Genomic DNA, 13,236 nt, shown 5'->3' with positions numbered 1-13,236 from the left:
CGCAATAATGAAATTCACGCTCTCCTGGCTCAAAGATCATCTCGACACGGACAAGTCCGTCGATGAGCTTGCCACTGTCCTGTCTGCCATTGGCCTCGAGGTCGAAGGTGTCGAAGATCCGGGCAAGACGCTTGGAGCCTTCAAGGTCGCGCGCATCGTCGAAGCCAAAAAGCATCCCAACGCCGACAAGCTGCAGATCGTGCAGGTCGAAATCGCCAAGGGTCAGCCGCTGATGGAAGTCGTCTGCGGCGCCCCGAACGCGCGCGCGGGCATGGTCGCGGTCTTTGCACCGCTCGGCACTTACATTCCCGGCTCAAAGATCACGCTCGAAAAGAAGCCGGTTCGCGGCGTCGTCTCGAACGGCATGATGTGCTCGGCCGCCGAACTTGAGTTGTCCGCAGAAAGCGACGGCATCCTCGATCTCCCCGCCGAGTGGGCAGATAAGGTCGGCCAAGCCTATATCGACGTCGCCGGTCTCAACGATCCAATCATCGAAGTAAAGCTGACGCCGAACCGTCCCGATTGCACGGGCGTACGCGGCATCGCGCGTGATCTGGCCGCGGCCGGCATGGGCACCCTGAAGCCGGAACCGCAACTCGCTCCACTGAACGAGACCTTCGACTGCAAAATTCCAGTCAAGCTTGAGTTCACGCCAGAGACGGCCGACGCCTGCCCCGTGTTCGCCGCGCGAACAATCCGCAATGTCACCAACGGCGCGTCGCCCGATTGGATGCAGAACCGCCTGAAAGCGGCTGGCCTGCGCCCGATCAACGCTCTCGTTGACGTCACCAACTACATATCGCTTGATCGTGCGCGGCCGCTGCACGTCTATGACGCCCACAAGATCAAGGGCGCGCTGCACGCCCGTCTCGGCAAGAACGGCGAAAAGTTTCTGGCGCTCGACGGCAAGGAATACACGGTCGATGACACGATGTGCGTCATCGCCGACGACACCGGACCGCTGGGCCTTGGTGGCGTGATGGGAGGCGAAAGCACCGGCTGCACGCCGGAGACCAAAGCCGTCCTGATCGAAAGCGCATACTTCGATCCCCTGCGCACCGCCGCCACCGGCCGCAAGACCGGACTGGTGACGGACGCACGCTATCGCTTCGAGCGCGGCGTCGATCCGGCATCAGAACGCCCCGGTCTCGATCTCGCGACCGACATGATCCTGAAATTCTGCGGCGGCGAAGCCTCGAAAGCGAAAGTCGCCGGCAAGGAACCCATCGAGGAGCGGGTCATCGCGTTCGACTACGCACGTGTCGAGAAACTGTCCGGCGTGACGCTTTCGGAAGCCGAAATTACGAAAATCCTGAATGCACTCGGCTTCACCATCACCGGCAAACCTAACGCAGCGAAGGTGACCGTTCCGACGTGGCGGCCGGACGTCCACGGCCCCGCTGACCTCGTCGAAGAAGTCGTGCGCATCGCCGGCCTCGACCGCATCCCGGCGACGCCGCTTCCGCGCGCGGACGGCATCGCCCGCGCCGTCCTGACGGATAAGCAGAAGCGCGCCCGCCGCGCCCGCCGTCTGCTGGCGGCCCGCGGCTTCGTCGAGGCCGTGACCTGGAGCTTCATTCCGAAGGCCGAAGCTACGCACTTCGGCGGCGTCGCGGACGAACTTGACCTCGCCAATCCGATTTCCGTTGAAATGTCCTCGATGCGTCCAGGGCTGTTGCCGGGGCTTCTCGCGTCCGTCACGCGCAATCGCAATCGCGGCGTCGCGGACGTCGCGTTGTTCGAGCTCGGTCAAGCCTATCGCGGTGAGAAACCCGAAGACCAATACCTGAGCGCCGCTGGCGTCCGCGCCGGAACGGCGCATCTCTCAGGCTCCGGACGCAACTGGGACGGCAACGCCGCACCCGTCGGCGTGTTCGACGTCAAAGCCGACGTCTTCGCCGCACTTGCAGCACTTGGCGTCGACCCAGCCCAGGCCCAAATAACGCGTGATGCACCGCATTGGTATCACCCCGGCCGTTCCGGCGCACTGAAGCTCGGTCCCAAAACCGTTCTGGCATATTTCGGCGAGGTCCATCCGGCGACGCTGAAAGCCCTCGATGTCGAAGCGCCGGTCTCCGCATTCGAGATCTTTCTCGACGCTCTGCCGCCCGAGAAGAAGAAGTCGCGCGCCAAACCGCCGCTTACGACTTCCGACCTCTTGCCGGTCACGCGTGACCTCGCCTTCATCGTGCCCAAGGATGTACCGGCAGGCGACGTCATAAAGGCGGCCGCGAATTCCGATAAAGCCTTGATCAGGGCGGTGAATGTGTTCGACGTATTCGAAGGCGGCAGTCTCGCCGCCGAGGGCAAGAAGTCGGTTGCGATAGAGGTAACAATCCAACCTGCGACGGAAACCCTCACGGATCAGGCTATTGAAACGATCACGAAAAAAATAGTTACCGATGTTAAAAAGGCGACCGGCGGAGACTTACGCTCCTAGGACCGCCGCCATGACATGCGCATGAGGCCAAGATGAATTCGCTCCCCCCCGCGACCACCACTCAAGCCGAAAGCGTGACCGACGAAAAGCACCCCTACCGCATCGTCATCGTTGGAGGCGGCGCCGGCGGTCTTGAACTCGCAACGCAGCTCGGAAACAAGCTCGGAAAATCCGGTAAAGCGGAAGTCACTCTGGTCGACCGTGCTCGCACCCACATCTGGAAGCCGCTTCTCCACGAAATCGCGGCTGGCAGCATGGACACGGGCCGCCACGAGTTGCCTTATCAAGCGCAAGGTCATTGGCACGGTTTTCGTTACCGCTACGGCGAGATGATCGGTCTCGACCGCGCGGGCAAGCGCGTTCACCTCGGCGCGACGTACGACGAGGACGGTCGCGAGATCACGCCGGATCGCTGGTTCCCCTACGACACGCTGGTGATCGCTGTGGGCAGCATCTCGAACGACTTCCGTACGCCGGGCGTCAAAGAAAATGCGATCATGCTCGACACGCCTGAGCAGGCCGAGCGTTTCAACCGCCGCATCCTGAATGCGTGCGTGCGCGCCTATGCGCAGCCTGGCCCCATCAGAGACGGCCAATTGCACGTTGCCATCATCGGCGCCGGCGCGACGGGCACGGAACTGTCGGCGGAGTTGCATCACGCAGCGCGCGGCCTCGTGGAATTCGGTCTCGACAAAATCGATCCCGAGAAAGACTTCAAGATCACGTTGATCGAAGCCGCGCCACGCATTCTGCCCGCGCTGCCTGAGCGTCTCTCCAAAGCGACAACGAACATCTTGCACAGCATCGGCGTCGAAGTTCGCACCGGCAGCGCCGTGACGAACGTCAGCAAGGAAGGCGTGACGCTGGCGAATGGCGATTTCATCCCATCCGAGCTGGTAGTTTGGGCCGCGGGCGTCAAAGGTCCCGAAGTCCTCTCGAACCTCGACGGCCTCGAAGTCAGCCGCATGAACACGCTCGTCGTGAAGCCGACGTTGCAGACGACCGTTGACGACAACATTTTCGTCATCGGCGACGCAGCCTATCTGGTGCCCGAAGGCGAAACGGCGCCAATCCCACCGCGCGCCCAGGCGGCACACCAGGAATCGAGTCATCTCGTCACGCAAATTCAGCGCCGCATGAATGGCGAGACGAAGCTCGCACCTTTCAAGTATCGAGATTTCGGTTCGCTTGTGTCGCTCGGCAAGTATTCGACTGTCGGCAACCTGATGGGCTTCATCGACGGCAAGTCGCTGCGCATCGAAGGCTGGTTCGCGAAGATCATGTACCGGTCGCTATACAAAATGCACGAGATCGCCTTGCACGGATACGTGAAGGTCTTCCTCGACACCCTGTCGCGCCTCCTGACGCGTCGGACTGAACCGCAGGTCAAGCTGCACTGATTGTTGGCGCCGCCGACACGCGTTTCGCGAGCCGGCCGGCGGCGCTACCGGCATAATCCTCCACGGGTGTCAGCCTGGAATCCGCGCGTGCGGCCGGTTCCGCTAGGCGGAGTCGCACGCGCCAACGTAAAGCCTTAACTCCGCTCTCTCAGCGCTGTCAGCAGGTCCGCCGTCGGATAGCTGTCCGCCGGCAGCCCGAACTTCATCTGCATCGTTTTCACGGCTGCGCGCGTGTTGGCGCCGAGCTTGCCGTCAACCTCTCCGACATCCAGGCCACGGCGCTTCAACAGGCTCTGAACCTCTTTGATCTGCTCGTAGCTGAGCGACGCGACGTTGCCGTCAGCCCGCGTCAGGTTCGGCGCACCGGCCATGCGGGCGGCAAGATGCGCCGCCGTCAGGGCATACGTCAGAGACTGGTTCCACTGCGTGTAAACGTCGAAATTCGGGTACGCCAGGAACGCCGGTCCATGCCGTCCCATCGGCAGCACGAGCGACGCCGGGAGATTGTCGGCAGGCAGCGGCTTGCCGACGCCCTCGACGCCCCACGCCACCCATTGCGAGCGCGGCAGCTTGATCGCCAGATCGGCTTTGTCCCAAGGCAGATCCTTGGTGATGCGAACCTGTTCCAGCCACGGCTCACCACGCTTCCATCCCATCGACTTAAGGAAGTTCGCCGTCGAGCCGATCACGTCGGCGTTGTCGCGAATGAGATCGACGCGGCCATCGCCATCGAAATCGACGCCGTAGTTCAGATAGTGCTGCGGCAGAAATTGCGTCTGACCAAGCTCGCCTGCCCACGACCCGATCATTTGATCCGGAGTGAGGTCGCCGCGCTCGACGATTTTCATCGCGGCAATCAACTCGCCCCGGAAGAAATCGCCGCGGCGGCAATCCCAGGCGAGCGTCATCAGCGAACGCAGAATGGACAGCTTGCCCATGCCGCCGCCGAAGTCGCTTTCGAGCGCCCAAAAGCCCGTGATGACTGGACCCGGGACGCCGTACTGCTGCTCCGCGCGATCGAAGATCGCCTTGTAGCGCTTGAGATACGTTTTACCCGTCTGCTCGCGGTTCTTGGTCGCAAGCTTGAAATAGAAGTCGATGAACGTCTGCGAGAAGAAGCCCTGCTTCCGGTCGCGAGCGATCGTACCCTGGTCTGGCGTCAGCCCCCCGATCGTTTCTTCGATCGTCTCCGGCCGAATGCCCTGAGCGATGGCGTCACGCTTGAAATCGGCGAGCCACTGGTTGAACGGCACGGTGTTCTGGCAATTGCGCTTGTTTGCCGGTGGCGGCGGCGTGTTCTCCGCATGGGCGCCGGCGGAAAGCCCAGCAAGCATGAAAGAGGCGATCGCTGAAACGATAAAACCTGCGCGCATAGAGGGATGCCTTCGGCCGTTGACGTAGGGCCGGCACATTGCCGACAGTCTGGAGAGCGTCAAGAGACTATGGCCTCAGTGAGGCCTTTAGCGCATTCGTCTACGCACTACCGATCAGAATGCCAACAGCAAAGACGATCAGACCGCCGACAACCACCTCCAGCGCCGCTCGCCAGAACTTCGTTTCCATGTACCGCGAGCGGATTCCCGCAATAATCCAGAGTTCAATGAACACCACACCGATTGCGATCGTGGTGGCCGTCCGAAAATCGGAAATGAGATAAGGCATCGTATGCCCGAGGCCGCCGACCGTAGTCATCGCGCCCGTTACCGAACCGCGGAGCCATGGGTTGCCGCGGCCCGAAATCTCGCCGTCGTCGGACAAAGCTTCGGCGAATGCCATCGAAATGCCGGCGCCGATCGACGCCGCGATGCCGACGAGAAACGTCTGCCAGGTGTTATGGGTCGCAAATGCCGCCGCAAAGATTGGCGCCAGCGTCGAGATGGAGCCGTCAATCAGGCCGTTCAATCCCGGTTGCACGTACTGGAGAACGAAGGACCGTCGCGCCGTCTCGTCTTCGCTCAAACGCGCCTCATTCGTCAGCTCAACATCGGCGAGATGCTGCGCAATGCTTATATGCTGGCTTTCCGTCTCCAGGAGATCGCCGAGCAACTTGCGGATGTCGGCGTCCGTCGCCCGCTTCAACGCCGAGGCATAGAATTCGCGCGTTTCCTCCTCGATCTCCTGTGCCTGCCGGCGAACTTTCCCGATGCCGAGTGGCCGCACCATCCAGATCGGATCATGCCGCACGAGGCCCGAAACGTCGTGGCGGCGGATGAGTGGAATGTGATTGCCGAACTTGCGCTTGAAAATTTCGATCAGGCTGCGCCGGTGGGCGTTTTCCTCTTCGCCAAGCTCCGTGAAAATCTTTGCGCTGGCCGGATACTCGGCGCTGAGACCGGCAGCATAATCGGAGTAGATCCGACTGTGCTCCTCTTCCAGGGAGATCGCGAGGGCAAGAATCTCGCGCTGATCGAGATCGGTGAAACGACGCATGGCGGCCTGAATAAAATTTAGAATTATTCTAATTTAACATCTTGCCCGCCGGTCGTACAAGATCTCTCATGTCGCGGCGACGATGGCACAAGGGAGTCGGGGCCGGATCAAACGAAAGCGCCGGTCCAACGGACCGGCGCTGCCGAAGAAGAGAAAAGCTCGGAGAAGATATAAATGCCTTAGCGCGAATTCGGCTTATTCATGCCTTTCACGGCGTTCTGCTGCGCTTCCATCCAACTCGACATGGCCTGCTGCCAGCCCTTCTGCCACATTTCGGCAGCCTGCATCCAAAACTGGATGGGGTTCGTGGCGCCAGCCGCGAAATCGGGCATGCCAGGGAAGCTTGCCCCCGCGCCGGGGAACTGCGGCATGCCGGCGCCGAAGCCTGAAACATTCGAGAAGTTGGGGAACTGGCCCGGCGCTCCCAGCGCCTTGACCTGCTTTTCCCAGACATCCATGACCTGATCGACCGCCTGCAATTGCAGCTTGGAAGCGCTCAGCATCTGTTTCCGGCTCAGCTCGACGAAATCAGTGGGCCAGCCGAGGGACTTTGCCGCTTCGGCCATCTTGTCGAACACGGCGTTGCTGTTCTTTTCGCCCAGTTCGGCGAGTTCGGCCCGCCAATTCGACATGGCGTCGAAAGCCTGTATGACCGCCTTCTTTGTATCCTCGCCGAGTTTCGTGAAAGCCGGGTTGGCTTCGAAGGGTGAGTTCGCCATATCGCTTCTCCAGGGGCTCATGATCGGCACAGAGGGACGGTGAGCAATTTTCGCACACCCCACCCCCGGTTGCCACACCTCTTATAGGCCATGCGGCGATCAAAACGGCGCGGAAGTCGCCCTAAAGCCTTAACGCCCCTTTTGCCGCCCAGTTCCGGGTGCTATGAGCCCGGCCCATGACAGCCATTTCACACATTCGAAATTTTTCGATCATCGCCCACATCGACCACGGCAAATCGACGTTGTCGGACAGGCTGATCCAGCTCTGCGGCAACGTCTCGAACCGAGAGATGAAGGAGCAGATCCTCGACTCGATGGACATCGAGCGCGAGCGTGGCATCACCATCAAGGCGCAGACCGTTCGTCTCGACTACAAGGCCAAAAACGGCGAAATCTACCAGCTCAACCTGATGGATACGCCTGGCCACGTCGACTTCGCCTACGAAGTCTCGCGCTCGCTGGCGGCCTGCGAAGGCGCGATCCTCGTCGTCGACGCGAGCCAGGGCGTCGAGGCCCAGACGCTGGCCAACGTCTACCAAGCGCTCGACAACAACCTCGAAATCCTCCCCGTACTGAACAAGATTGATCTGCCTGCGGCCGATGAGGACCGCGTCAAAAAGCAGATCGAAGACGTCATCGGCATCGACGCCTCCGACGCGATCGGCGTCTCGGCCAAGACGGGCCTCAACGTCGAAGCTGTTCTCGAAGCCATCGTCGAGCGCCTGCCCGCTCCGGAAGGCGACGCTAAGAAGCCGCTGAAGGCCATGCTCGTCGACAGCTGGTACGACGCCTACCTTGGCGTCGTCGTGCTCGCCCGCATCATTGATGGCACCCTGAAAAAGGGCCAGCGCGTCAAACTGCTTTCGACCGGTGCCACCTATCAGCTTGAGCGGGTCGGCATCTTCCGTCCCAAGCAGCAAATGTTGGATCAGCTCGGCCCCGGCGAGATCGGTTTTTTCACGGCCGCGATCAAAGAGGTCGCCGACACCCGCGTCGGCGATACGATCGTCGATGAAAAGAACCCGGCGCCGGAAGCACTTCCGGGCTTCAAACCGGCGCAACCCGTCGTGTTCTGCGGCCTCTTTCCGGTTGATGCCGCTGACTTCGAAGACCTGCGTGACGCGATGGCGAAGCTTCGTCTCAACGACGCGAGCTTCTCATTCGAAACGGAAAGCTCCGCCGCCCTCGGGTTTGGCTTCCGCTGCGGCTTCCTCGGTCTTCTCCATCTTGAGATCATCACCGAGCGTCTCGAGCGCGAGTTCAATCTCGATCTGATCACGACGGCCCCGAGCGTCATCTATCACTTACATATGAACGACGGCACGATGATCGAGATGCACAATCCGGCCGACATGCCGGATGTCGTCAAGATCGATCACATCGAAGAACCTTGGATCGAAGCCACGATTTTGGTGCCGGATGAGTATCTCGGCGCGGTGCTGAAGCTCTGTCAGGATCGCCGCGGCCGCCAGAAGCAGCTCACTTACGCGGGTTCCCGCGCTATGGTCGTCTACGAGCTGCCGCTGAACGAAGTCGTCTTCGACTTCTACGATCGCCTGAAGAGCGTCTCGCGTGGCTATGCCTCGTTCGACTATCACATCAAGGACTATGAAGAAGGCGACCTCGTCAAGCTGTCGATCCTCGTCAACAGCGAGCCAGTCGATGCGCTCTCGATCGTCGTCCATCGCTCACGCGCTGAAAGCCGTGGCCGCTCGATGTGCGAAAAGCTGAAAGAACTGATCCCGGCGCACCTCTTCCAGATTCCGATCCAGGCCGCCATCGGCGCCAAGGTCATCGCCCGCGAAACGATCAAAGCGCTCCGGAAAGACGTTCTGTCAAAGTGCTATGGCGGCGACATCACGCGTAAGCGCAAGCTGCTCGACAAGCAGAAGGCCGGCAAGAAGAAGATGCGCGAATTCGGCAAGGTCGAAATCCCGCAAGAGGCGTTCATCAACGCCCTCAAGATGGACGACAACTAAGATCAAGCGGCGCGCTGGTAGCGCGAGTTTTTCGTTCGGCTGGCGGCCCGGTACAGTGCTCAGGGATAACCGCCGAACGACTTCATCATTTCGTCGGCCGACGTGCGCCGCTTGACGGGTTTGGGTGGCAACGTCGTCCGTGTGACCGTCGGCTTCACGGCCGGAACCGGTTTCGGAATGGGCAGTCCGGTCGCCGGATCAATCGCAGCCGGCTGTCCGGTGGCAGTTTGTCCGCCACTCGCCGCGTTGCGGGCCTGGCCGTTCAAGTTCTGTGACTGCGGCTCCAATGTGGATCGGTTGTACGGCTGTTGCCCCGCCCTGGCGGGAGGCGGCGCCGATCCGAAAAAATCATCCGGATCGTTCTCACTGCTGCCCTGAGACGGCACCGCAGTCCCCGCCGACTCCGGAATGACCGGCGGCAATTGCTGCTGCTGGATCCTTTGCTGAGCCGCAGCGCGATCCGCGGCTTCTTTCCGCTTAACGTCCATTTCTTTCTGCAGCCGCGCGCGTTCTTCGTCCGCCCGCCGCGCCTGCTCGAGCTGCTCCACGTTGCGCTCCATCTGGCGCACCGTGAGTTCACGCTGCAGATCGCCGACATCGGCGCTCACCGACAGGGAGGCAAGCCGGCCGAGTTCCCCGCTGTAGAGCACGATTGCAGCCGGCAGTTCAGATTTCGCCGTGGCCGCGGCCTTGCGTTTTGACGTCTGCGCTGCGGGTGCAAGCGCCGGCGGAACCACCGATGTCAGTTGGAACGACGCGCTCATGCCAAGGGTCGCAAGATCGGCCGAGACGGCTCCCTCAGCCGTGCCGACCACGCTGCGCAGATCGATATTGCTGAGCTTCAGCGTCCCGTCGGAAATGGAAATCGCAAGCTTGCGGTCTCCCAGCGTCAACTCTGACGATCCAACCTCACTGACCAGAGCGTTCGCAATAGATGACGGGTCATTCTGAACGGTGCCCGAGATCACATCGTCGACGACGTTCGTAACGGCGGTTGGCGACGGCCCCGTCAATCCGGCCCCGGATAGGGTTGCTGTGCCCGCTCCCGTCATCACGGCGATCAGCCCCGCCGGGCTTTGCGCCCGCGCTTCCGTATGCAGCTCGAAGGCGCCCGAGCCTTTGCCACCCGAATTGAGCGTCGCCAGCTTCACATCATCAAGCTTCAACTCCGATGCGAATGCGACGCCGTTCGAAACTTTCTCCAAGCTGGCATATCCGGCGAACTGGCCACCGGCCGCCGCCGCTTTAATATCGGAGATCGACAGCTTTCCGGGCGCAAGCGCAACCATCATCGTGCCGTCGCCCGTCGCCAATCCCTCGCTCAACCCCAGCGATTTAAAACCGACCTTCAGCGCTACCGTTGTGTTGCCGAGCGCTGCAAAATCAAAAAGCCCTTCCGGCCAGACTTGCGCTACAGCGGCGCCATTGACGGCGTTCTGGTTAGAAGCATTTGGCGCTGCTGAGACGGAAACAGTCGCGGGCGCGTCCGTCACGGCCGACAATAGGGCCGGAACCATAACGCGATTGGCGAATATATTGCCGTCGATCGTCGTCGCTCCGCTCGCTGTCGCAGCCGTCACCCGCCCCGATAGCAAGGAATCTCCCAGCGAAACGTTCTGCGCCGTGACGATCCACGCACCCTTGTCGCGATGAAGATCCAACGTACCCTGCAACGGGACGTCCGTCAGACCGCCGGGCAACGATAGTCCGGCAACGGCGAAAGCTTGCGCGCTTTGTGCGGCTTTGACGTTGAGCAGCCCGTTCAAGGCAAGGTCCGATGTCTCCGGCCATTGGGCGCGCCCGCGGAACCGCATATCGAAATCTTCCGACGAAATCTCGATTTGCGAGACGGCACCGGAGCCTAGCGGCCCACTGGTCAGCAGCGACGCCAGCGCCGGCTTCTGCGATTGGGCTGCGATACCACCACTGTCTCGCCCGAGCGTCGCGAGAAGCCCGGACAGTGTCGGCGCATCGAGCGTCGCCTGCAGCCGGCTCGGCTGGGTGCGCCAATTCGCAATGCCACCATCGAACTCGGCCCTGCCATCAAACTTCGAACCGTCGAGCAGACCATCGAACGTCAAGTCGGCTGTCTTCGGCCCTCGAAGACCCAGACGAACGAGACCCGCGATCTTGCCGTCTTTCAATCCGCCGAAGCGATCCTCTCCGACCACATCGAGCAGACCAGCCTTGCGAACAAGATCCCGCATCGCATCGGCCGACGGCCCGACAAGATCATAAGCCAAGGTCCCGACCGGACCGCTGTCCTGCGTTTCGATCCGACCCTCAAGGCCGATTTCGAGGCCGCTGTCGGTCGTCAGTTTCGCGACCGGCAGACTGACCTTCCGTCCCTGGATCGCGAACGACACGTCGACATCCCGGTAGCTATCTTGGCCATCCGTCAGCCGCCCCGCGATTACGCGCAGACGAACATCGCTCGGCAGGTCTTCGTCCGCTTTGCGATCATCCTTTCCAGACGCCAATCCAAGCGATTTGCGAAACTCGGAACGCAGCGCCTGGGAGATCTTCGGAAAGACCACCTGCGTATCGAGATCGGCAGCCTGAAGCGTCATCTCCGTGCGCTCTCGATCTCCGTGCGTCACCTTGAGTTCGCCTGCGAGCGGCTTACCTGAAATGTCGCCCGACGCGTCTGTCAGAAAAAATCTCTTATCGTCAATTTCGAGCTTACCGGCCGCCGAGTACGCGCCATCGGCGTTAACGTCGATCGGAATGCCGGACTTATCCGCCCACGCCTTGAAACGCCCGAAGCTCGCCCCGCCGATGAACCCCCGGCCCAGGAAGCTCAGTTTGCCGTCCTTGCTCCTCAAATCGCCAGCGAGATCGAGACGCGATCCGCCCGGCAGGCTCACCTTAAAGGTCTTGAGATGCGTAACGCTTCCCTGCCGTTCGGCATCGATTGAAAGGCCGCCCGCATTCTCGCCGCCGATCTTGACCTGTTCGAGATTGATCTTCGTCGATGCCTGGCTGTCTCCCGCGACCGACTGCATCACCCCAAGCGCGAGTTGCCTCAGCTTCGAAAACCCGGCGCCGCCCTTGCCCGCGCCCGCCAGCCAGTCGATGTCGAGCCATTTCGAATTGAGCGTCACGTCAAGCCGCGGCGACGGCGACCAGCTTGCAACGGCCGCCCCCGTAATGGTCTGCGGTTCGGCAGCGTTATCGAGCGTCAACGTCAGGTTTTCGAACTTGGCCGCCAGTGCATCCGCCGTCACATCGGAGCGAAGATCGATAAGCGGCGGCGGCGCTTTTCCGTTCGGTTCGACCGTTGGGCTTCCCGGCACTTGGACTTTCCCGGTCCATCGTCCCTTAAACGTTGTCTTTTCACTGGCGTTATAGACCCGCCCATCGAGCGTCAGAACGTTCGGCGCATGGTCCGTACGCGCTGAAAGCTTGAGTGCGAACGCGCCGTCACTTGCCGGGACGTCGGTTGCAAATTTGACGTCATGCTCCGCTCCGGCCCATGACGCCGAACCGTTGAACCGGAACGGCCCTCTGATCCCATCTGCCGAAAACACCCCGTCGATACCGTCAACGGCAGCGATCTGCTCTGACGCAGCGTTGTAGATCGACACCGCGCCGTCCGTGATCTGCACCGACCGCAGCGCGACGTCGCGCGGAACGAACGGCAAATCGCCTGCCCGCAATTCGATCTTCGACCAGTTGCCGACGCCCTTGTCGTCGACGGACAAGCTGAGAACGGGCTTTTCGAGTTCGATCTGGCTGGCTTCTAATACGCCGCGAAGCATCGCCGCCACCGAAAGCCACATCGTGAAGCTGTCGGCGCGAATGAACGGCTGTCCGGTCTGGCCGGAAACGCTCGCGATACGGACTTTCTCGAATCGGACGTAGGGAACCGGCAGGATCTTTAAGTTGACGTTGCCACCGACGCGCACGTCGCGGCTCAGCACCTTCGAGGCTTCTTCCTCGAAAACGCCGCGATAGCTGTTCCAGTCGATGAAATTCGGCACGGCGAACAACGCTGCGAAAATAGCAACGAGGAGTCCGCCGAGGAATAATAGCCCGTTGTTCATGAGCGTCTCTTGCAATCGTGCTCGACACGCAATGCACACCGGCAGACGTGATCGAAGCTACGCCCTTGCCGCGCCCACCTGTATGGCACGTGAGCACAATACTCTGAACTTGAAATTTGGCTCATTTCCAGGCGTTTGACGTTTTTTGGGCCGTATTTCGGTCTGCTGTTGCCGGAACCTCGATCCACCGCGGCGCCGCGCCGCGCCAGTTGTACGATCAGC

Annotated in this window: 7 protein-coding genes; 3 read left to right on the top strand and 4 right to left on the bottom strand. The window is 61.2% G+C overall.

Translation table 11 applies throughout. The annotated features are described in order from the left end of the window. The first annotated feature begins 7 nt into the window (after window positions 1-7). Together pheT and HYPMC_RS01595 are read left to right on the top strand one after the other, a co-directional pair. Complete coding sequence (gene pheT, locus HYPMC_RS01600; protein ID WP_013946003.1) at window positions 8-2,440, top strand: phenylalanine--tRNA ligase subunit beta; 2,433 nt, start codon at window positions 8-10, stop codon at window positions 2,438-2,440. Window positions 2,441-2,472: 32 nt separating this feature from the next. Then, window positions 2,473-3,840 carry an NAD(P)/FAD-dependent oxidoreductase gene (locus tag HYPMC_RS01595; RefSeq protein ID WP_013946002.1) on the top strand — a complete coding sequence of 456 codons (1,368 nt, stop codon included), beginning with the start codon at window positions 2,473-2,475 and terminating at the stop codon, window positions 3,838-3,840. Window positions 3,841-3,974: 134 nt separating this feature from the next. On the opposite strand, the gene HYPMC_RS01590 is transcribed toward HYPMC_RS01595, so the two are convergent. From HYPMC_RS01590 to HYPMC_RS01580, 3 genes are all read right to left on the bottom strand, one after another. Then, entirely contained in the window at window positions 3,975-5,213 is a 1,239-nt protein-coding gene (locus HYPMC_RS01590; protein WP_041299595.1) for a lytic murein transglycosylase, read from the bottom strand. A gap of 100 nt (window positions 5,214-5,313) precedes the next feature. After that, entirely contained in the window at window positions 5,314-6,270 is a 957-nt protein-coding gene (gene mbfA, locus HYPMC_RS01585; protein ID WP_013946000.1) for an iron exporter MbfA, read from the bottom strand. A gap of 179 nt (window positions 6,271-6,449) precedes the next feature. Next, window positions 6,450-6,989 (bottom strand): hypothetical protein, encoded by a 540-nt coding sequence (locus tag HYPMC_RS01580; RefSeq protein WP_013945999.1) that lies wholly within the window; start codon window positions 6,987-6,989, stop codon window positions 6,450-6,452. A gap of 176 nt (window positions 6,990-7,165) precedes the next feature. Between HYPMC_RS01580 and lepA the strand changes: the two genes are divergently transcribed. Continuing rightward, entirely contained in the window at window positions 7,166-8,968 is a 1,803-nt protein-coding gene (gene lepA / locus HYPMC_RS01575) for a translation elongation factor 4 (RefSeq protein WP_013945998.1), read from the top strand. Window positions 8,969-9,027: 59 nt separating this feature from the next. Here lepA and HYPMC_RS01570 read toward each other — a convergent pair whose 3' ends face one another. After that, window positions 9,028-13,014 carry an AsmA family protein gene (locus HYPMC_RS01570; protein ID WP_013945997.1) on the bottom strand — a complete coding sequence of 1,329 codons (3,987 nt, stop codon included), beginning with the start codon at window positions 13,012-13,014 and terminating at the stop codon, window positions 9,028-9,030. Window positions 13,015-13,236 lie beyond the last annotated feature (222 nt).

The sequence above is a fragment of the Hyphomicrobium sp. MC1 genome (genome assembly GCF_000253295.1).
Lineage (GTDB): Bacteria > Pseudomonadota > Alphaproteobacteria > Rhizobiales > Hyphomicrobiaceae > Hyphomicrobium_B.
This window is presented reverse-complemented; position numbering and strand designations above follow the sequence as displayed.